Annotated in this window: 17 protein-coding genes; 7 read left to right on the top strand and 10 right to left on the bottom strand. The window is 73.3% G+C overall.

From position 1 onward, the window contains the following. Positions 1-40: 40 nt before the first annotated feature. Positions 41-862: a helix-turn-helix domain-containing protein gene (locus tag AB0G11_RS24290; protein WP_219518023.1), complete on the bottom strand. Its 822-nt coding sequence runs from the start codon at positions 860-862 to the stop codon at positions 41-43. Between the two features lie 216 nt (positions 863-1,078). Between AB0G11_RS24290 and AB0G11_RS24285 the strand changes: the two genes are divergently transcribed. Next, positions 1,079-2,077 (top strand): hypothetical protein, encoded by a 999-nt coding sequence (locus AB0G11_RS24285; protein WP_308126205.1) that lies wholly within the window; start codon positions 1,079-1,081, stop codon positions 2,075-2,077. Positions 2,078-2,462: 385 nt separating this feature from the next. Here AB0G11_RS24285 and AB0G11_RS24280 read toward each other — a convergent pair whose 3' ends face one another. Together AB0G11_RS24280 and AB0G11_RS24275 are read right to left on the bottom strand one after the other, a co-directional pair. Beyond that, on the bottom strand, positions 2,463-3,044 hold the full coding sequence (locus tag AB0G11_RS24280; RefSeq protein ID WP_219518025.1) for a hypothetical protein: 582 nt from the start codon (positions 3,042-3,044) through the stop codon (positions 2,463-2,465). Positions 3,045-3,454: 410 nt separating this feature from the next. Further along, positions 3,455-4,045: a hypothetical protein gene (locus AB0G11_RS24275; RefSeq protein ID WP_357588375.1), complete on the bottom strand. Its 591-nt coding sequence runs from the start codon at positions 4,043-4,045 to the stop codon at positions 3,455-3,457. Between the two features lie 154 nt (positions 4,046-4,199). Between AB0G11_RS24275 and AB0G11_RS24270 the strand changes: the two genes are divergently transcribed. Further along, positions 4,200-5,147, top strand: a complete 948-nt coding sequence (locus AB0G11_RS24270; RefSeq protein ID WP_219518027.1) for a DUF1731 domain-containing protein — start codon at positions 4,200-4,202, stop codon at positions 5,145-5,147. Between the two features lie 32 nt (positions 5,148-5,179). Here AB0G11_RS24270 and AB0G11_RS24265 read toward each other — a convergent pair whose 3' ends face one another. From AB0G11_RS24265 to AB0G11_RS24255, 3 genes are all read right to left on the bottom strand, one after another. Then, the gene (locus tag AB0G11_RS24265) at positions 5,180-6,094 is read right to left on the bottom strand and encodes a pirin family protein (RefSeq protein WP_357588373.1); all 915 of its coding nucleotides are present in this window, start codon (positions 6,092-6,094) and stop codon (positions 5,180-5,182) included. Positions 6,095-6,128: 34 nt separating this feature from the next. Beyond that, on the bottom strand, positions 6,129-7,250 hold the full coding sequence (locus AB0G11_RS24260; protein ID WP_357588371.1) for an MBL fold metallo-hydrolase: 1,122 nt from the start codon (positions 7,248-7,250) through the stop codon (positions 6,129-6,131). A gap of 87 nt (positions 7,251-7,337) precedes the next feature. Next, positions 7,338-8,126: an SDR family oxidoreductase gene (locus AB0G11_RS24255; protein WP_357588369.1), complete on the bottom strand. Its 789-nt coding sequence runs from the start codon at positions 8,124-8,126 to the stop codon at positions 7,338-7,340. A gap of 110 nt (positions 8,127-8,236) precedes the next feature. Between AB0G11_RS24255 and AB0G11_RS24250 the strand changes: the two genes are divergently transcribed. After that, entirely contained in the window at positions 8,237-8,815 is a 579-nt protein-coding gene (locus AB0G11_RS24250; RefSeq protein WP_219518031.1) for a TetR/AcrR family transcriptional regulator, read from the top strand. 14 nt (positions 8,816-8,829) lie between these two features. Here AB0G11_RS24250 and AB0G11_RS24245 read toward each other — a convergent pair whose 3' ends face one another. The 3 genes from AB0G11_RS24245 to AB0G11_RS24235 are packed head-to-tail and all read right to left on the bottom strand — an operon-like array spanning position 8,830 to position 12,337. Further along, positions 8,830-10,260: a carboxylesterase family protein gene (locus AB0G11_RS24245; protein ID WP_357588367.1), complete on the bottom strand. Its 1,431-nt coding sequence runs from the start codon at positions 10,258-10,260 to the stop codon at positions 8,830-8,832. A gap of 60 nt (positions 10,261-10,320) precedes the next feature. Then, on the bottom strand, positions 10,321-10,995 hold the full coding sequence (locus AB0G11_RS24240; RefSeq protein ID WP_357588365.1) for a DUF3152 domain-containing protein: 675 nt from the start codon (positions 10,993-10,995) through the stop codon (positions 10,321-10,323). A gap of 55 nt (positions 10,996-11,050) precedes the next feature. After that, positions 11,051-12,337 (bottom strand): FAD-dependent oxidoreductase, encoded by a 1,287-nt coding sequence (locus AB0G11_RS24235; RefSeq protein ID WP_357588363.1) that lies wholly within the window; start codon positions 12,335-12,337, stop codon positions 11,051-11,053. Between the two features lie 34 nt (positions 12,338-12,371). Between AB0G11_RS24235 and AB0G11_RS24230 the strand changes: the two genes are divergently transcribed. The 3 genes from AB0G11_RS24230 to AB0G11_RS24220 are packed head-to-tail and all read left to right on the top strand — an operon-like array spanning position 12,372 to position 14,806. Beyond that, a complete protein-coding gene (locus AB0G11_RS24230; protein ID WP_357588361.1) occupies positions 12,372-13,580 on the top strand; it encodes a Tm-1-like ATP-binding domain-containing protein in 1,209 nt (402 codons plus the stop codon). After that, positions 13,577-14,398: a phosphoenolpyruvate hydrolase family protein gene (locus AB0G11_RS24225; RefSeq protein ID WP_219509483.1), complete on the top strand. Its 822-nt coding sequence runs from the start codon at positions 13,577-13,579 to the stop codon at positions 14,396-14,398. The genes AB0G11_RS24230 and AB0G11_RS24225 overlap by 4 nt, the downstream gene beginning before the upstream one ends. Beyond that, positions 14,399-14,806 carry a cupin domain-containing protein gene (locus AB0G11_RS24220; RefSeq protein WP_357588359.1) on the top strand — a complete coding sequence of 136 codons (408 nt, stop codon included), beginning with the start codon at positions 14,399-14,401 and terminating at the stop codon, positions 14,804-14,806. A 21-nt stretch (positions 14,807-14,827) separates the two neighbouring features. On the opposite strand, the gene AB0G11_RS24215 is transcribed toward AB0G11_RS24220, so the two are convergent. Next, a complete protein-coding gene (locus AB0G11_RS24215) occupies positions 14,828-15,259 on the bottom strand; it encodes a type II toxin-antitoxin system PemK/MazF family toxin (RefSeq protein ID WP_357588357.1) in 432 nt (143 codons plus the stop codon). 160 nt (positions 15,260-15,419) lie between these two features. Between AB0G11_RS24215 and AB0G11_RS24210 the strand changes: the two genes are divergently transcribed. After that, on the top strand, positions 15,420-20,822 hold the full coding sequence (locus AB0G11_RS24210; protein WP_357588355.1) for a metallophosphoesterase: 5,403 nt from the start codon (positions 15,420-15,422) through the stop codon (positions 20,820-20,822). Positions 20,823-20,824 lie beyond the last annotated feature (2 nt).

Raw genomic sequence — 20,824 nt, 5'->3', positions numbered from 1 at the left:
TGAGGGTGTTCGTGAACCATGTCCACGACCCTGGCGCGGCCTACCCGGCGGCGTCTTGAACGAATGTTCCCCGGCCCCCGGCCCCGTTCCAGGCGCGATAAAGCGACGCGGGCGTGTAGCCGGCCAGCTCGCGCAGGTCGCGGGTGAGGTGGGGCTGGTCGGCGTAGCCGTACCGGGCGGCGACCTCGGCGGGCGCGGTCCCCGCCATGATCGCGTCGATCGCGGGGGACAGCCGCACGATCATCGCCGCCCGCTTGGGCGTCACCCCGATCTGGGCCTTGAACCGCGTCCACAGCCGCTTGCGGCTCCACCCCGTCTCGGCCGCCAGGTCGCTCGTGCGGCGCCGCCCGCCGCTGGCCACCAGCCCGTGCCAGACGAAGGCCACCTCCGGGTCGACGGACCGGCCCGCGTGCATCCGCCCGGCGAGCGCCGCGCGCAGCTCGGCGAACCGCTCCTCCCACCGCCCCGCGCCCGCGAGCGCCCCGCGGAGCCGCCGCGCCTCGGCGCCCCACAGGTCCTCGAACCCGGCGACGGTGCCGGCCAGCTCGGCTACCGCCCCGTCCAGCACGGAGTACGCGGCCAGCGGGGACAGGTGGACGTCCACGCAGGCCACGTCCCGGCCGTGGACCCGTACCGAGTTGACCCCCACCCCGCTGACGATCCCGGCCGTCACCGGGCCGGACCGCTCGATCCGCAGCTCCCCGTCGAGCACGAGCACGATCGTCAGCCCCGGCTGCGGCAGCACCGGCATGTCCAGGCCCCGCCCGGCGCGGTCGCGGTAGCCCACGAGTTCCACGCCGCCGCCGGGACCGGGCCCCCGGACGACCTCCCAGCCGCCGCTCTGCTCAGCGCGCACGACCACGGCGGGGACCGGATGATCTAGCAGGACGATTTCCGTACATACCCCGACAGTATCTTCGGGCACCCGTTATCGAGCAGGCGGCCTCGACCCCTGCCGAATCCGTCAATTGCCGGGCACGCAGGAGGATCCCCTACTATCTTGCCTCGATAGAGGGCACCCCCGGCCTGATTTACGTCCTGACCGGATTCCGCCCTGCGGATCGGGCAAAGGAGAAGCGTGGCGGTTGCGTCCCCCGCCGGACGGCGGCGCGGCTCGCTCGGTTCCCGTACGGCGGTCCTCGCCGTCGTGGCGGCCCTGCTCATCGTCCCCGGCACCGCGGGCGCCGACCCGAAGCCGACGGTCAAGAGCCTGGAGAAGGAGCTCGCCGCGCTGCGCAAGGACTCCGACCGGATGATCGAGGACTACTACCACGGCCGCCGCGAGCTGCAACGGGTGGAGAAGGCCGAGAAGGCCGCCCGCGAGAAGCTGGAGGCCGCCCAGGAGATCCTCGACCGCGAGTCCACCTACCTGCGGACGATGGCCGTCGCCGAGTTCATGAGCGGCAGGCGCAACGAGCTCACGATGGTCGCCGAGGAGGAGGACCCGGCCGACCTGCTGAACCGGCTGGCGCTGCGCGACCACCTGATCGCCCAGCAGCAGGCCAGGCTGAGCGGCTACACCCAGGTGCGCGACCGGCACCTGAACGCCCAGAAGGAGGCCGAGGCCCGCGCCGAAGAACTGTCGGCCACCGTCGGCGACCTCGCCGGGAAGCGGGAGAAGGCCGAGAAGCAGATCGAGCGCATCCGGGACAAGATCGACCAGCTCCACAAGGCGCCCGGCCGCCGCGGCGACGGCACCTGGCTCCCGCAGCTCCCCGGCGGGCCGGACAACATCACCCCCCGGATGCGGCTGGTCAAGACGCTCATCGCCAAGCGCTTCGTGGTGCCGTTCGGGATCGGCTGCTACCGGGCGATCCAGGACGGCGGCGAGCACCCGCTGGGCCGGGCCTGCGACTTCATGCTCAGCCGGGGCGGCGCCATGCCGTCGGCCGCCGAGATCCAGCGCGGCCACGACATCTCCGCCTGGGCGATCAAGAACGCCAAGCGGCTCGGCATCATGTACATCATCTACCGCCAGCGCATCTGGCACGTCCGCACCGGGGCGTGGCGCTACATGTCCGACCGGGGCGGCGCCACCGCCAACCACTACGACCACCCGCACATCTCGGTCTACTGACGCACACGGCCGCCCTATCAGGCGAATCTTCCCCTATGTAGGGGCTTGTTCCGGTGCTGTTCCGGTTCCTCGGCCCACCGGACCGAGAGCAGCACGCCTGTTGTCTTCCGCGTGGGCCGGTCCTCGGCCATGACGCCCGGAAGCCACCTGCGAGGGGCGCGGGTTCGCAGGCCCTCCGCACGCACAGGTCGCGGCAGCAGTGGCACGAGGTGGCGCACGATGCTCATGGCGCAAGCAGGCTCGCCGAACGCGTGAGCGCTCGCGTGGAGCGCGCTTACGACTTCGCCGACCTGGTTGCGGAGCGGGCGCGCCTCGCCGGGGTGGAACTGCCGGTTTCCGTCGGTGCGCGCCGAGGGCGTCGAGCCGTGCCGGCTCGTGCCGACGTTCAGTAGGGATTCGTGCAGGCGATGGACATGTCGTCGAAGCGCACCCATGTCTTGACGCCGTTGCTGTTACCGAAGATCACCTGTAGGTAGATGGTGCCCGAGTAGCCTTGCAGGTTCAATCCGGACATGGATATCTGCTTGTAGCCTCCGCCCGTTACCCAGGGATAGGTTTCGGCGATGATATGCCATCCGTTCGGATTCCAGACCTGTAGGCCGACGAACGCGCCAGAATACAGAACGTTGACCCATACTCCTACCGCGCAGTTGTATCGATCGACGAAGCCGCCGTCGAGGGTTATCGGAATACGATTTGCGGCCCAGCCATTGCCGACGTAGAGCCAGCCGTTATTCACCCCCGAACGCGCTACGGGCTGGTTGATGTCATAGCCGGCGATCCCGTCGCCGTCGCCCCCGCCTTGCCATCTGGTCTGCGGAACGCCCTCCAGGTCGTCGGTGCGCGACGTGATGCCGGCTAGTGCCCCGGTAGCGGTCGACACCACGGTCCCAGTCGAAATGACCATGATGGCGACCAGTGGGGCCAGCACCCTGAATAACTTCGATCTACGGCCGAGTGCTTTCATGGGCCCTCCGCAGCCTATGTAGGTGAGGGGATCGTCCACATCATCAGCGAGGCTGGGCTATTTGGCCAGAAGTTCTTTGCCCGCGTTTCATCACGGTGCTGGACAAGATCCGGGTGGCCCGGTGTGCCAGGGGTCGTCGTGCGCCCGGATCCGCAGCGGCCGGGCACCGTGGCCAGCGGCCGACGGCGCATGGGCGACCTCCTGGCCCGCACGGCAGGCGCCTTGCCTGTGGTGCTTGCGGGCGTCGGGGGAGTCCTGCTCTCCCATCGCCCGGCGGCGCGGGCCGTCCGTACGCTCACCCGGCGCCCCGACGATGAGCTGGACGCGGCCGTCCGGCAGGACCGGCACTGCGGATGTCCCGATCCCCTGGGTCCGGAGGTGCTCGAACGATTCAGCCGTTCGTAAGAGAGTTACGCGTCACCTGAGCGGTTCAGTCCGGGCCGGGTTTCGTGCGCCGGGAGCTTGCTCGCGAAAGTGCTGAGCTGCCACTCGTAGGTTCCGGGCGCCCCCGCCCCCCGCATGCCGATCTCGCGCTTGACCACTCGATAGAATTCTCCGCGCGCCCGGCTGGTCGCCTGGACGGCGAGATCCCAGGTGAGATCCGCCTCCTGCCCGTCGGCGATCAATTCCAGCCGGAAAACAGCTTCGTGCCACTTTCTTCCGGCGACGATGGCCTCGTCGCTCCCGAACAGAAGCACGGCCTCCCAGCTTATGGTTCGTTCTTCTTCCGCCGCCGCCAGATCCGACTTCGAGTATTCCGGGGCGAGAAAGTTCAGTTCCGCGCCCACGCCTCGCTGGGATGCCAGCTTCATGCAGATGGAAATGGTTTTCTTGACGGCGTGCGCGTACTCCATGTACGCGATCACGCGCCGCTCGTCCCAGCGCGTGGCGAGCTGTCGTTTCCACCTCGTGCGTTCGGTGAGTGCGGTGACGCCGTACGTTCCGATCGCGCCCAGCAGAACGCCGATGAGTGCGGGGAGTTGTGCCAGGACGTTCTGCAACTCGCACGACCTTTCTCGGCGGGCGGTTCACGCGCCGGGAAGATCAATATACTGCCGGGCGCCGGCCCGGGGGAGAGGTCCTGTTCGCCGGGGCGCCCGGTGCCCTGGGAAGGAGAGCGTCTAGGCTCAGTCCCGGCATCTAGGGGGGAGCCTGATGAAGGTTGTCATACCCGGCGGCACCGGGCAGGTGGGTGCGATCCTCAGGCGGGCGCTGACCGGCGCGGGCCACGACGTCGTGGTCCTGACCCGGCGGCCGGCGCGCGAGGGCGAGGTTCACTGGGACGGCGAGACGCCGGGGCCGTGGACGGCCGAGATCGACGGCAGCGACCTCGTGGTCAACCTGGCCGGCCGGAGCGTCAACTGCCGCTACACGCCCGAAACGCTGAGCGCCATGATGCGGTCGCGGGTGCGCTCCACCCGGGTGGTGGGCGAGGCGATCGCCGCCGCCGCGCGGCCGCCCCGGGTGTGGCTGCAGATGAGCACCGCCACCGTCTACGCCCACCGCTTCGACGCGGCCAACGACGAGGCGACCGGCGTGATCGGCGGCGGCGAGCCCGGCGTCCCGCGCTACTGGGCCTACAGCGTGGAGATCGCCAAGGCGTGGGAGCGGGAGCAGGAGCGGGCCAGTACGCCGGGCACCCGCAAGGTCGCCCTGCGCACCGCCATGGTGATGAGCCCCGACCGCGGCGGCGTGTTCGACGTCCTGCTGCGGATGGCGCGGCTCGGCCTCGGCGGAGCGATCGCGGGCGGCGCCCAGTACGTGTCGTGGATCCACGAGCGCGACTTCGCCCGCGCCGTCGAGTTCCTGGCCGGGTGCGACGACCTGACCGGGCCGGTGAACCTCGCCGCCCCGGACCCGCTGCCGCAGCGCGCGTTCATGCGGGAGCTGCGCCGGGCGAAGGGCGTCCCGGTGGGGCTGCCCGCGACGCGGTGGATGGCCGAGCTCGGCGCGCTCGCGATGCGTTCGGACACCGAGCTGCTGCTGAAGAGCCGCCGGGTCGTCCCCGGGCGGCTGCTCGACGCCGGTTTCACGTTCGACTTCGGCCAGTGGCCGCAGGCCGCCCGCGACCTCGTCCGCCGCTCACGCACCGGCGCCCGCTAGCGCGCGACCGGACGCCCCCACCTCGGCCGAGGTCATTCGCGGACCCGGCCGCGGGGGCGGAGCCGGGTGCCGGGCAGGGCGGGGGCGGGCAGCGGCGGGCCGTCGAAGCCTTCGACGACGCCGAACCCGTCGCCCGACGCCCACTCCTCGCGGAAGGCCACGATCTCGTCGTGGTCGCGGCCGACGAAGTTCCACCACATGACGATCTCCTCGCCGAACGGCTCGCCGCCGATCAGCAGCACCCGCCCGCGCCCGCTCAGCCGTACGCGGTCACGTCCCGGCGGCAGGTAGCGCAGCGGGCCCGCGCGCAGCGGCTCGACCTCGCCGTCGAGCAGCAGCAGCCCGTGCTCGAACGCCGGATCCAGCGGCAGTTCGGCCGTCCCGTCGACCGCCGCCTGCGCGCCCACGAGCGGGCTGAAGACCGTGGCGGGGGAGACGGCCCCGCCCAGCGCCCCCATGAACACGGTCGCCGAGAAGCCGTCGCCCGTCAGCTCCGGCAGCGCGGCGTGGTGCTCGAAGGCGGGCGCCGTGCGCCGGTCGGTCCCGGGCAGCGCCACCCAGAGCTGCACCCCGTGCAGCGTCTCGTGCGGCGACTCCTCCGAGTGCGAGATGCCGCGCCCGGCCGTCATCAGGTTGAGCTGCCCGGGCCGTACCTCGCGCAGGCTGCCGAGGCTGTCGCGGTGCAGCACCCGGCCCGCCAGCAGCCAGCTCACCGTCTGCAGGCCGGTGTGCGGGTGCGGCGGCACCCGCATCCGCGTCACCTCGGGCCCGTAGGCGTCGGCGAAGCACCAGGCGCCGATGAGCCGCCGCCGCACGCCGGGCAGCGTGCGGCTCACCGCCATCGCCCGCGGCCCGCCCAGCGGCACGGACCGCCCCTCCAGCAGCTCCTCGCCCCCGCCGTCGGCGGCGCAGCGGATCTCGCGCGGGTCCGTTTCAAGGTTGCTCACCCTGAGACTGTACGGCTGCCGGCCGCACCGCTGCTCAGCCGAGCGTCTCCCACCACCCGTCGACGGCCGGGGCGGCGGCGGTGTCGACGGCCTCGCCGGGACGGGGCACCACGATCCGCACGTCACGCGCCTTGGCCTCGCGCCACAGCCGGTCCACCGGCTCCGACCAGGGGTGCAGCGCCAGCGTGAACGTCGCCCAGTGCACCGGCAGCATCAGCCGCCCGCCCAGGTCGAGGTGGGCGTTGACCGCCTCCTCCGGGTTCATGTGCACGTCGGGCCAGGCGGGGCTGTAGGCGCCGATCGGCATGAGCGTCAGGTCGAACGGCCCGTGCGCCGCGCCGATGCCCTTGTAGCCCTCGAAGTAGCCGGAGTCGCCCGCGTAGAAGACCCGCTTGGCGGCCCCGGCCACGACCCAGGAGCCCCACAGCGTGTCGTTGCGGGAGAACGTCCGGCCGGAGAAGTGGCGGGCCGCCGTCGCGACGAACCGCAGCCCGCCGACCACGGCCTCCTCGTCCCAGTCGAGCTCGACGATCCGGTACGCGGGCACGCCCCAGCGCTCCAGGTGGGCGCCGATGCCGAGCGGCACCAGGAACGGCGCCTTCTGCGTGCGGATCAGCGTGCGCACGGTCGCCAGGTCGAGGTGGTCGTAGTGGTCGTGGGAGATGACCACGGCGTCGACCTGGGGGAGAGCGCCGAGCCCCACGGGCGGCTCGTGGTGGCGCTTGGGGCCGACGAGCCGCGTCGGCGACGGCCGCCTGCTCCACACCGGGTCGAACAGCACCCGCCGCCCCTCGATCTCGACCAGCGTGGACGCGTGGCCGTACCAGACGGCCCGGACGCCGTCGGCGGGCGGCGCGTCGGCGGGCGGGATGCGCACCGGGATCCGGCCGGGCGGCCGGCGCAGCTCCTTGTCCTTGGCCAGCTCGCCGAGCAGCCCCACCGGCGGCGTGGTGATCATCGCGGTGCCCTCGGGCATGGTGTTGACGAACGCGCCGTCCCTGAACTGCGGTGAGCGCCGGATCCGCGCCGCCCGTTCCGGGCCGGACGTCAGCGGGCGCACGCCCAGCTCGGCGGGCACGTCCCGGAGCGCCCATCCCGCGGCGGCGAGCGCCGCGCCCCCCACCAGGATGCGTCGTGCCGTCCGAAAACCTGCCATCGCTCACTCTCCCCTGAATTCCGGTACACCAGCTCAACTGATCGCGGGGCCGCCGGTGTTCCCGGGGACGGACGCCGTTTCGCGGCGTCAGACGGTCTTCGTCGCGCCGCCGTCGACGACGTAGTCGGCGCCGCTGACGCTCGCGGCGAGCGGCGAGGCCAGGTACGCCACCAGCGAGGCGACCTCGTCGGGCGTGACGAACCTGCCGGTCGTCATGCCCATCGTGCCGGGCAGCCCGGCCAGCAGCTGCTCGTGCGGCAGGCCGAACGCGCCCGCCAGCGCCGCGCCGTAGCCGTCGGGCGCCTCCCACATGGCGGTCAGCACCGGGCCGGGTGAGACGGTGTTGACCCGCACCCCCTGCGGCCCGAACTCCTCGGCCAGCGCCTTGCTCCAGGCGGTGAGCGCGGCCTTGGCGGTCGTATAGGGGACGGGGCCGGCGTGCGGCATGCGGGCGCCGTTGGAGGAGACGTTCACGACGGCGCCGCTCCCGCGCAGCAGGCTGGGCAGCGCGGCCCGGGTGGCGCGCACGGCGCTGAGGAAGTTGAGGTCGTGGGTGAGCCGCCACTGCTCCTCGGTGAAGCCGAGGAAGCCGCCGGTCTGGCCGTCGCCGCCGTCGCCGCCGCCCACGTTGTTGACCAGCAGGTCGATCTCGCCCAGCTCGGCCAGCGCCCGCTCGACCAGCTCGCCGGGCCCGGCGGGGGTGGACAGGTCCACGCTGACGCCGGTCGCGCCGGTGGCGATCAGCTCGGGCGTGATCGTCCTGGCTCCGGCCACGACGCGCATGCCCTCCTCGCGCAGCGTGCGGACGATGGCCAGCCCGATGCCCCGGCCGGCTCCGGTGACGACGGCGGTCTGCCCGGTGAGTCGCAGGTCCATGATGAAGCCCTTCGTTAGTTGCGACAAGCTCGATGCGTAGACCATAGAAGATGCGACACTGATGATGCAACTCTTCGGCAAAGCGGTACGGTGCTGTATCCTCGTGACGCGTGAGCCAGGGAACCCGGGCCCGCCGGTCAGACGCCGAGCGGACCGTACGCACGATCCTGGAGGCCGCCGAGCGCGTCCTCAGCCGCAACCCGTCGGCCAGCATGGAGCAGATCGCCGAGGCGGCCGGCGTCGCCCGCACCACCGTGCACCGGCGCTTCGCCTCCCGCGAGGCGCTGGTCGAGGCCATGACCGAGTGGGCCACCCGGCGCTTCGCCGAGGCCGTCGCCGCGGCCGGCCCGCAGACCACGCCGCCCCTGGTCGCGCTCTACCAGGCCACCGCCAACGTGCTCCGGGTGAAGATCGACTGGGGCTTCGCCATGAGCCGCGCCGCCACGGCCGGGCCCGAGGTCGCCCGCGTCCACGCCGAGGTGGAGGAGAGCTGCGCCGAGCTGTTCCGCCGGGCGCAGGCGGCCGGGGTGCTGCGCGACGACGTGGACCTCGACTGGGCCAGGCGCGTCTACTACGCGCTCATCCACGAGGCCGCGCAGAGCCCCGGCGAGCCCGACGCCCTGGCCACCCGCCTGGTCGACACCCTGCTCAGGGGCGTCGGCGCGGAGCGGCTCAGCGACGCGGGCTGATCACCGCCGGGCGTTCAGCCGATCACCCGCACGCCCGTCTTCGACCACAGCGCCCGCGAGGCCGCCTCCGGGTCGGCCACGTCCGACGGCTTCACGTCGAACAGGTGGGTGACCGCCGTCGCCGGGTCGTAGGCGGGCCAGCCCGGGTCGCCGGTGGCCGCGAACCGGGTCCAGGCCGTGCGGAACTGCTCCGACATCGCCTCCGTGTCCGGCGAGCCGCCCGCCTGCATGAGCGCCAGCTCGCCCCGCGTCGTGCCGAACACCAGCGGCACGTCCAGCCCGTGACACGCGCCGAGCACCGGGGTGGGCGCCCAGGTCAGCTCATAGGCGTACGTGGTCCCGTGATGGGCGTCGGCCAGCAGCGCGCTCGGCATCCTGAACAGCCAGTCCGACATCAGCCGCACGTACAGGTCGCCGTCCGAGGCTCCCGGCAGCGCCGCCCGGTAGGCGGCGTCCGCGCCGTCGGGGGCCAGCGCCTCCAGCGCCGCCGCCAGGTTAGGCGGCCCGCTCGCCATCGCGTGGAAGACGGTGAACTCGTCGCGGTTGTACCCGACGATCAGCTCCACGTCCGCGCCCGCCCCGGCCGCCAGCGCGTTCCACGGCGTGTCCGGCAGCACCTCGCCGTCGACCACCGGCGCCACCGGCATCCCCATGTGCGTCAGCAGCCCCCACCGATCGCTCGCGCCCGGCAGCTCCTCCCGGGCGAACGCCGCCGACGCCGCCACCAGCCCCTCCGGCGTCGTCTCGTACGGGGACCCGCCGCCCAGCCGGGCCATCACCGCGCCGGTCACCCGCGAGGCCAGCTCGGAGGTCAGGAACGGCCCCGGCACGCTCTGCGCGATCGCCCGCCGGAACAGCCCGGCCGCCGACGGCATCACCATGAGCGCCGCCACCGAGCCCGCCCCCGCCGACTCGCCGAAGACTGTGACGTTGTCCGGGTCGCCGCCGAACGCCGCCACGTTCTCCCGCACCCAGCGCAGCGCCGCCACCTGGTCCAGCAGTCCCCGGTTGGCCGGAGCGCCCTCGATCTGGGCGAATCCCTCCATGCCGACCCGGTAGTTCAGCGTCACCACGACCACCCCGTGCCGGGCCAGCCGCGCGCCGTCGTACTCGGGCCAGTCGGCCGACCCCATCCAGTACGCGCCTCCGTACAGCCACACCATGACCGGCAGCCCGGAGCCGCCGGGATCGGGCGTCCACACGTTCACCGTGAGGATGTCCAGTCCGGCGGCCGGATCCCACGGCTCCTGGCCGGGCATGATCGCCGGCTGCGGCGGGCGCGGCCCGAACGCGGTCGCCTCCAGCGTGCCCTCCCACGGGTCCGCAGGCTCCGGCGCGGCGAACCTGAGCGGCCCGAACGGGATCTTCGCGTACGGGATGCCCTTGAAGACGGCGATGCCGTCGTCCTCCAGGCCGCTGACCTTCCCTGTCGTGATCGTCGGCATGACGTGAGCCCTTCTCGTCGTCGTGTTGCGATCACCAGTCTTCTCCGCTATGGGGCCGGTCTACCTTTCGGGGTGCGGCCACGGGTTCGGGCGGCAGCGGCCCAGCGACTTCGTCTGCTGCGCCATCACCGGGGCGAGCCTGCCGGGGCCGGGGCACGGCCGGTGGCGGTGCCCCAGCGCGTGGCCGACCTCGTGGCTGATCAGATAGCGGCGGTAGGCGGCCAGGTCGCCGCCGTACTGGGGGACGCCCCGCGCCCAGCGCAGCGCGTTGATGACCGAGCGGGTGCCGTTCCAGCAGGACAGGTGGCCGCCGGTCCGCAGCGGGCGGCACCTGCGGTCGGTCGTCGCCGGGCTCGACAGCGCCACCCGCACCCGCACCGGCGGGCGGGACACGCGCCGGAACCTCGTCCAGCCGCGCGGGTCGTTCAGCGTGCGGTGCACCTGCGCCGCGAAGGCCCGGCCGTCGAACGGCAGCCCGCGCTCCACCTCCACCAGGTAGCGCACCGCCCGGCCCGGCCCGCGCCGGGCCGCCGCGCTCCCGCCGACGACCTCGTACTGCCCGGACGCCGCCCTCGGCACCACGACCTCCCGGGCCTCCCCGCCTTCCCCGGACTCCCCGGTCTCCGGGCCGGGCGCCGTCGCGGCCACGCCCGCCACCGGCTGGCCCGCGGGCGTGACCGCCTCGCCGCAGCCCGCCGTCAGCAGCACCAGGGCCAGGACCAGGAACGGGCGCATCGCCGCCTCCCCCTACTCGCGCACGGTGGGGGAACGACGATCATACGCCCGGCCCTCACACCGGCGGGGCGTACGGGGTGAGGTCGATCGGCGGCTCCTCGCCCAGCGCCAGCGCGGCGGCGATCCGGCCCGCGAACGGCCCCGCCGTCAGCCCGTACGCGCTCAGGCCCGTCGCCACCACCACCCGGTCGGTGAGCCGCCCGATGAGCGGCCGGCCGGGCGCGTACACCGGCCGAAGCCCCACCCTCGCCTCCGTCACCGTCGCCCCGAACAGGCCCGGCGCGATCCGCAGCCCCGCCTGCAGCACCTCGTCCAGCCCGCCCATCGTCACGCGCGGCGCGAACCCGACGTCCTCCACCGTCGCCCCCACCACCAGCCGCGACCCCGGGAAGCCCAGCAGGTACGGCCCGCTGCGCGGCAGCACGATCGGCCACCACGCGGTGTCGACGCCGTCGAGCGTGGCGTGCACGATCTGGCCCCGCCTCGGGAACACGGGCAGCTCCACGCCGAGCGGCCGGCACGCCTCCCCGGCCCACGCCCCGGCGGCCACGATCACCGCGTCCGCCTCCAGAGCCTCCCCGGCCTCGCCGCCGGGCCCGCCCTCGACCTCGCGCCCCACCCCGAAGGCGGGCCCGGCGGACGGCGCCCCTTCGGCAGGCGCTCCTTCGCCCGGCGCTCCTTCGGCCGGCGCGCCTTCCGGTGCGCCCGGGGCGGGGTCTCCCTGGCGCCAGGTGCCCGCGGGGCGCGGGGGAGCGGCGTGGCGGGCGTGGACGCGGGCGCGGGCGTCGGCGGCGCGGGTCTCGCGGACGAGGACCTGCCCCGACGGGGTGAGCACCGCCGTGCCGGGACGCACCTCGGCCCCCCGGGCGACGGCGGCGTGCAGGAGCGCGTCGCGGACGGCCCGGCCGTCGACCCGGGCGGCGCCCGCGACGTGCAGCGCCACCAGGTCCTCGGCCAGCGGCGGGAAGAGCGCCGACGGCGCCGGCACGTCGGTGACCTCGCCCATCTCCGGCGCCTCGGCCCGCCGCCGCTCCAGCAGGGCGCGCACCGGCTCCAGGTCGGCGGGCTCCTCGGCGACGAGCAGCGCGCCCACGCGGGCGTAGCCGAAGTCCTCGCCCAGCTCCTCCACGAGCCCCGGGTAGTGGCGGGCGCCCTCGCGGGTGAGCCGGTACCAGTCCTCGTCGTCCCAGTGGTCCACCCACGGGCAGACGATGCCCGCCCCCGCCTGCGTGGCCTCGCCCGGGTAGGCGCCGTCGACCACGGTCACGGACACGCCGCGCCCGCTCAGGTGGTGGGCGGCGGCCGCGCCGACGATGCCGCTCCCGATCACTGCAACACGCATGCTCCAATGATCGCAGCCGGGATAACGTCGGAGAATGACAGTCGTACTCATCGGCACCCTGGACACCAAGGGGCACGAATACGGATGGCTGCGTGACAGGCTGATCGAGCTCGGCCGCGACGTCGTCGTGATCGACGCGGGCACCGGCGAGCCGGGCGTGTCGTACCCGATCGACGTCCCCAACGACCGGGTGGCGGCCGCGGGCGGCGCGGACCTGGCGGCGTTGCGCGCGGCGGGCGACCGGGGAGCCGCCGTCACGGCCATGGGGGAGGGCGCGGCGGCGGTCCTGGCGGACCTGCACGCGCGGAGCCGGGTGGCCGCGGTGCTGGCGGTGGGCGGCAGCGGCGGCTCGTCGATCGCCGCGCGTGCGGTCCGGGACCTGCCGATCGGGCTGCCCAAGATCATCGTGTCCACGATGGCGTCCGGCGACGTGTCCCCGTACGTCGGCGCCAAGGACGTCACGATCATGTACAGCGTGGTCGACGTGGCGGGCGTCAACCGGGTCTCGCGGGCGATCCTCGGCAACGCGGCGGCGGCGGCCTCCGGGATGGCGCTCGCCTACCGCGAGCAGCGGCCGGAGGCGTCCGACCGGCCGCTGGTCGGGGCGACGATGTTCGGCGTGACCACGCCGGCCGTCGACGCCGCCCGCGACCGGCTGGAGGAACTGGGCTACGAGGTGCTCGTCTTCCACGCCACCGGCGCGGGCGGCCGGGCGATGGAGGGGCTGGCGGCCAGCGGGATGCTCGCCGGGGTGCTCGACCTGACCACCACCGAGCTGGCCGACGACCTGGTCGGCGGGGTGCTGTCGGCGGGCCCCGACCGGCTCACGGCCGCCGCCCGGCACGGCGTCCCGCAGGTGGTGGCGCCGGGCGCGCTCGACATGGTCAACTTCGGGCCGCGCGACAGCGTGCCCGCCCGGTTCGAGGGCCGCACCCTGTACGTGCACAACCCGGCGGTCACGCTCATGCGCACCACCCGCGAGGAGATGGCCGAGCTCGGCCGCCGCGTCGCCGCCAAGCTGGCCGGGGCCAGGGCGCCGGCCGTCGTGTTCGTCCCGGCCCGGGGAGTGTCGGCGCTCGACGCCGAGGGCATGCCCTTCCACGACCCGGAGGCGGACGAGGCGTGCTTCGACGCCCTGGCCGCCCATCCCGACACCGTGCGGCTCGACCTGCACATCAACGATCCGGAGTTCGGCCGGGCCATGGCCGGCCGGCTCCACGAACTGATCGGAGGACACCGGTGAACCGGACCACGGCACTCGAACGGCTGCGCCGCGGCGTCGCGGACGGCAGGCCGGTCATCGGCGCGGGCGCGGGCACCGGCCTGTCGGCCAAGTGCGCCGAGGCGGGCGGCGCCGACCTGATCATCATCTACAACTCGGGCCGCTACCGCATGGCCGGGCGCGGCTCGCTGGCCGGGCTGCTCCCGTACGGCGACGCCAACCAGATCGTCGTCGAGATGGCGGCCGAGGTGCTGCCGGTGGTGCGCGACACGCCCGTGCTCGCCGGCGTGTGCGGGACCGACCCGTTCCGCGTCATGCCGGTCTTCCTGGACCAGCTCAAGGCGATGGGCTTCGCCGGGGTGCAGAACTTCCCGACCGTCGGCCTGTACGACGGGGTGTTCCGCCAGAACCTGGAGGAGACCGGCATGGGCTTCGACCTGGAGATCGAGATGGTCCGGCTGGCCCACGAGCGCGACCTGCTGACCGCGCCGTACGTGTTCGACGAGGACCAGGCGCGGGCCATGGCCGAGGCGGGCGCCGACGTGCTGGTGCCGCACGTGGGCCTGACCACCAAGGGCAGCATCGGCGCGGGCACCGCGCTCACGCTCGACGAGGCCGTCGCGCGGGTGCAGGCCATGCGCGACGCGGCCGCCGCCGTCCGCCCCGACGTGCTCGTGCTGTGCCACGGCGGGCCCATCGCCGAGCCCGCCGACGCCCAGTACGTGCTGTCGCGGACGAAGGGCGTGGCGGGCTTCTTCGGCGCCTCCTCCGTCGAGCGTCTCCCCACCGAGCGGGCCATCACCGAGCAGGTGACCGCGTTCAAGAACCTGGAGCTGTAGATGCTGATCAAGCCGGACACGGTGCCGACGATGACGTTCGGCTGGGGCGCCATCAAGTGGTTCGTCACCCCGTCGCTGGTCCCCGGCGCGGCCAGCACGCTCGGCGAGGTCGTCGTCAACCCGGGCGAGGGCCACGCCCGCCACAACCATCCCGACGCCGAGGAGGTCATCTACGTGATCTCCGGGGAGGCGGAGCAGATGGTCGACGACGGCGACCCGTTCCCGATCCGCGAGGGCGACACGGTGCACATCCCGATGGGGGTGTTCCACTCGACGTACAACACCACGTGGCGCCCGCTGCGCCTGATCGTCACCTACACGCCGGGCGGCGAGGAGAGGGCGCTGGAGGGCGCCCCTGACTATCACCTGCACGCGCCGGGGCAGCAGCCGCACTGGCTGCACCCCTGACCCGGGGGCCGCCGCCGCGCGTCAGCGGCCGGCGGCCCAGCCGTAGGTCTTCATCAGCCGGGCGGCCACCCGGGCGAACCGGTCGGCGTCGAGCACCGCGCCCTCGCGCCGGATGTCGTCCTCGTCCAGTGCGAACACCCGGTCCAGCCGCAGGTGGGAGACCTTCCCGTCGCGGCCCCACGCGCCGATCTCCACCCAGTCGGGGCCGTCGCCGCCCCGGCTCGACAGCATCATCGCCAGCAGCCTGCGCCCGCTGCGGCCGACCACGAGCAGCGGCCGGTCCTTGCCGCGCGACGGGTCCTCCTCGTACGGCACCCAGGCCCAGACGATCTCTCCGGGGTCGGCGAGACCGTCGAGGTCGGGGGAGTAGTGCAGCGTCGCCGCGCCGCTCATGGAGTGGATCTCGCGCACCGCGCCCCGGACGGGCCTGGGGTCCTCACCTGGATCACGCACGGGCGGATCCTACTCCGGAACGCGACCCAAGCGGAGTAGTTGTCATGGTTTCGGCCCTCGTTCACCTTTAGCACATGAGTGCGAGACAAAGCGTTCTACCTGTCGTGGTTTCTGTGGAAAGCACTTTTGTCCCGCTGGACCCACGTGAAACGGCAGAAACATGACGCGCATCAGCGCACCACGACGCGCCTGGCCCGGAGCGATCACCGCGATCGCCCTCGCGGCCGGCGCACTGGCCCCCCAACCCGCCGCCGCGGCCCCCGAGGACCGGCCCACCTACCTGGGCAGGAGCCTCTACACCGGCGAGTTCCACTCGCACACCTCCGTGAGCGACGGCGTCAAGCTGCCGCCGGACGCCTACGAGCACGTCCACGGCACGACCGGGGCCGACTTCTTCACGGTGTCCGAGCACGACGTCATGTGGGACATCCGCAACGGCGACGACTACCTCGACGACTGGCGCGAGGCCGACTCGGCCGAATGGCGCTACCTGCACGAGAGCGCCGAGAAGTTCAACGCCGGCCAGGACAAGCTGGTCGCCGTCCCGTCGATCGAGAACACCTGGTACGACGGCACCGGCCACATCAACGTGTTCAACGCCGACTGGCACGCCACGGCCAGGGCGACCGAGAAGGGCAGCGTCGACGGCTACGGCAACGCCTTCGGCACCGGCGACCTGAAGTACGACTACTTCACGTTCCTGGCCCGCATCAAGCAGGACCCGGACGCGATCGGCCAGTTCAACCACCCGTCCCCGACCGCGAAGGGCGACTTCTTCGGCTTCAAGGGCCTCGACCCCGTCGCCGACGAGCGGATGGAGCTCATCGAGGTCAAGTCCGCCGACGCGGTGAAGGAGTTCCAGAAGGCGCTCGACGCCGGCTGGCACCTGGCCCCCGTGTGGAACGGCGACGAGCACTCCGCCACCTGGGTGTCCGGCAACCCGTCGATCACCGGCGTGTGGGCCGCGGAGCACTCGCTCAAGGGCCTGTACGCGGCCATGCGCGAGCGCACCCTCTACTCGACGACCGACGTCGACGCTGTCGTCGCGCTCGGCGGCAACGACAAGCCCATGGGCACGATCCTGCCCGCCGCCACCACCGCCCTGAACGTGGACCTGCGGCTCGCCGACCCCGGCGACGGCGACTCCTTCACCGGCGCCCGCCTCATCACCAACGGCGGCGCCGTCGCCCACGACTTCGGCAAGCTCAGCGGCAACGACCTGACGCTGAAGGCCGAGCTCGCCGTCCGCGACGGCGACTTCTTCTACGTCCGCGCCGACCAGGCCGACGGCGACTTCGTGGTCTCCGCCCCGATCTGGATCGGCGAGACCACCCGAGGCGCCAACTACGCCCCGAAGATCACCGTCTCCGGCGTGCCCGCCACCGCCCGCCACGGCGACACGATCACCCTGCCCCAGGCCACCGCCACCGACGACTCCGGCACCCGGCCGGCCGTCAGCGTCGAGGTGTACGACTCCGCCGGCGAGGTCCCGGTCACCGGCGGCGCCTTCCGCGTCCGCTCGTACGACGACGCGTTCGTCGTCGTGAAGGCCACCGACAACCTGGGCAACACCAACGCCGAACTGCTCCGCATCCGGATCTCCCAGGACAAGCCCGACCCCGAGTCCGTCTTCCTGCGCGCCAACGTGGCCGTGGGCGACAAGCCAGGCACCGCCGGCATCGCCGTCACCACCGACCGCGCCATCCGGAAGGTCTACGCGCAGGTCCTGCCCGAGGGCTCGGGCGACTGGGCCGAAGCCCCGGTCCTCACCTCGGAGAACAGCCGCCCGTACGAGGTCGACGTGGTCGGCAACGACGAGCCCGTCCGCCAGCACGCGATCACCGGCCGGACGCTGCGTTCCCACGAGTTCCGCCTGACCGGGCTGAAGACGGGCACCGCCTACCGCTACCGGCTCAGCGCCGACCGCTCCTCCTGGACCGGCGAGCGCGGCCCGTTCCTCGCCGGCGACGCCGGACCCGTCTACCTCCTGGGCGACGTCCAGGTGCCCGACGGCGACCCCGGCGCCCTCGCCCTGCCCGGCAAGGTGCTCGACCGGCTCAAGGCCGAGCGGCCCGGCGGCGGCACCGTGCTCCAGGTCGGCGACCTCGTCGACCGGGGCGGCCGCGGCGAGCAGTGGGCCGAGGTCCACGAGCACTTCCTGTCCCGCCTCGGCCTGCAGTACGCGGGCCTCGTCGGCAACCACGAGACGTACGAGGACCTGGACTACGACGTGGTCGGCGGCAAGCCGGCCGCGATCTTCACGAACACGTTCGCGCTGCCCGCCAACGGCGCCATCGGGGAGAGCAACTACTCCTTCGACCGCGGCGAGATCCACTTCTCCGTGCTGAACTCCAACACGCGCCTCGACGAGCAGCTCGCCTGGCTGGTCGACGACGTGCGCGCCTCCGGCGCCAAGTGGAACGTCGTCACCGGCCACTTCTCCTACTACGGCGGCCAGCACGCCGACGACGCCGGCATGGACCTCGCCCGGGAGAAGGTCACCCGCGTGCTCGACCGGCTCGGCGTCGACCTGTACCTCGGCGGCCACGACCACGTCTACAAGCGCTCCACGATCTTCGAGGGCCGCCTGGCCACGACCCCCGAGGAGCAGGCCGCCGGCACCACGTTCGTGACCCTGGGCTCCTCCGGGCCCAAGTTCTACGACAACCAGCGGTTCTGGTGGGACGACAAGGTCTTCGACGAGAACGTCCAGATGGGCGCCGTCCTGGAGGCGACCGAGGCCGGGCTGAAGCTGTCGGCGTACACGATCGACGGGCGGCCCGTCGACGAGGTGACCGTCACCAAGCCGCAGGGCTCCTGGAAGGTCTCCGCCGCCGAGGTCGAGAACCGCGAGCTCGCCGGCGTGGGCCTGCTGTCCTACCCGGGCAGCCTGGACAAGGCCACCGTCATGGCCGCCACGTACGACAACACCCACCAGCGGATGATCGACGTGCGCACGGCCGACGTCACGTTCGACCACCTCGGCCGCGAGCAGTACGTCCGCTTCCGCACGCCGCTGCCGGTCGCGCCCAGCGCGACCGTCAAGCTGTACGTGTGGGACTCGCTCGCGTCCGGCAGGCCGCTGCGGCCGGTCATGACCGTGCGCGAGGGCCTGGCCGGCGAGGGCACCGCCGAGTCGCCCTACCTGATCGACTCCGCCGACGACCTGGCCAAGGTCGACAACGACCCGGCCGGCCACTACCGGCTGACCACCGACCTCGACCTGACCGGCGTCAGCCGCGCCCAGCTCGGCCGCGCCACCACGTTCACCGGCGTCCTCGACGGCGACGGGCACACCGTCTCCGGCCTGGCCGCCCTGCCCGACCAGGGGCCCGGCCTGTTCGCCGACAACCACGGCACCATCGAGGACCTCGTCGTGCACGGCGACGTCACCACCGACCGCACCCCCGCCGGGCTGGTCGCCGACCAGAACCACGGCACCATCCAGCGGGTCCGCGCCGGCGGGACGCTGATCGCGCACAGCTACGCCGGCGCCGTCACCGGCCACCACTTCGGCACCGTGCGCGACAGCGTCTCCACCGCCGACGTGCGCGCCACCACCCAGTACGCGGGCGGCGTCGTCGGCGTCGCCGTGGGCGGCTCCGTCACCGAGAACGTGCTCGCCACCGGGGCCGTCAGCGCGCAGAGCGCCTCCGCCGGCGGCGTGGCCGCCTACGGCTACACCGGCACCCAGGTGAGCCACTCCGTCGCCCTCAACGCGAACATCACCGCGTCGAGCTACGCGCACGCCATCGTCGGCCGCGTCTACGGCGGGCAGACCGCCACCCTGGAGGACAACCACGTCAGCAGGTCCGTGCCGATCAGCGGCCAGACCATCACCGACCCGCCGTCGGCCGGCAACCAGAAGGGCAACGTCGTCGCCCCCTCGGAGATCCAGCGGCAGGCCTTCTACGAGGCGCGCGGCTGGGACTTCGGCGCCGTCTGGCAGTGGGACGACGTCGCCAGGAGGCCGACCCTGCGGATGGCGCCCGAGAAGCTCGAACCGGCCCCGGCGCCCCCGCTGCCCACCGACCCGCGCGGCTTCCACCTCGTCGACAGCGCCGCGGACCTGACCGTGATGGGCGAGCACCCGTCGCACGACTACGCGCTCGCCGCCGACCTCGACCTGACCGGCACGCCGTTCACCAGCCTGCCCAGGCCGTTCACCGGCGAGTTCGACGGCGCCGGGCACAGCATCAGGGGCCTGACCGCCCCGCTGTTCACCCAGGTCTCCGGCCGCGTGCACGACCTCGCCCTGGCCGGCGTGGTGAACACCACCGCCGCCCGCGCCGGCATCCTGGCCGCCACCAGCACCGGAACCGTCGAGCGGGTTCTCGTCTCCGGGTCCGTGACCGCGGGCTCGCGCGCGGGCGGCCTTGTCGGCGACTCCCAGGGCGTCGTGCGCGACTCCTACTCCACCGCCGACGTGCACGTACGCGCCACCGAGGCGGGCGGCGTCGTCGGCGTGGCCCTGGCCGGCTCCACCACCGAACGGGTCTTCGCCACCGGGACCGTCCGCGCGGACACCCGCAACGACGGCGGCGTGGCCGGATACGGCTACACGGGCACGGTCATCCGCGACTCGGCCGCCCTCAACCCGGCCGTCTCGGCCCCGTCCTGGGCGCACCGCTTCCTGGGCCGCGTCGGCGCGGGCCACGTCGCCACCCTGGAGAACAACTGGGCGCTCGAAACCGTCCAGGCCACCACCCAGATCGACACCACGACAGGCCCCGCCACCCTCAACGGCGCCACCGCCACCCGTGACCAGGCCGCCGCCGAGGCGTTCTGGTCGGGCGAGCTGGGCTTCGACCTGGCCTCGACCTGGCAGTGGGACGCCGCCCTCGGCCACCCCACCCTGCGCGCCACCGCCGCGGCCGCCACGAAGCTCTCGGCCGCCGCGACCCTGTCGGCCACGGCCGCGTCGTCGGCCTCGACAGCCTCGACAGCCTCGACAGCCTCGGCGACGGGGAGCGGGATCAGCCACGCGGCGACCGCAGGCGACGGGACGGTCACCGTCGCCATGTCGGCGGGCGCCGGCGCGGCCGGGGCCCAGCTGTCGTTCCTCCTGCTGAAACCCGGCGCCTCGGCGTCGGCGCCCGGCGAGGCCGACATCGCCCACCTCGGCGAGGTCCGGCTCGACGAGCAGGGCAACGGCGCCCTGACCGTACGCCTGGCCGAGCCGGCCGGGACCGTCCTGGCGCTGAACACCTCGGCCGGGACCCAGCGCTACACTGCGCCCCTGCTCGCGCGGGAGCCCGGCGGCGCGGGGATGAGCGTGGCCGACGACACCGTCACCGCCACGCTCAAGCCCGGCAACGCCCCCGCCCAGGCGACGATCACCCTGATCTGCGCCGGAAAGAGCAAGTGCCAGGAGCAGGTCACCGTCACCCACGACGGCGACCCCGTCGACGCCAAGAAGGTCACGCTCCAGCCCGGCAAGAGCCGGGACCTGAAGCTGAACCTCCGCGGCGACGCCCGCACGGCCCTGCGCGCCGGCACCCCGATCACCCTGGAGGTCCGGATCGGCGCGTCCCCGCCCACCCGGGTCACCGTCACCCCGTGACC

This window comes from Nonomuraea sp. NPDC023979 (assembly GCF_040639085.1).
Taxonomy (GTDB): domain Bacteria; phylum Actinomycetota; class Actinomycetes; order Streptosporangiales; family Streptosporangiaceae; genus Nonomuraea; species Nonomuraea ceibae.
Note: the sequence above shows the minus strand (reverse complement) of the source record. Positions and strands in the feature narration are given on the sequence as shown.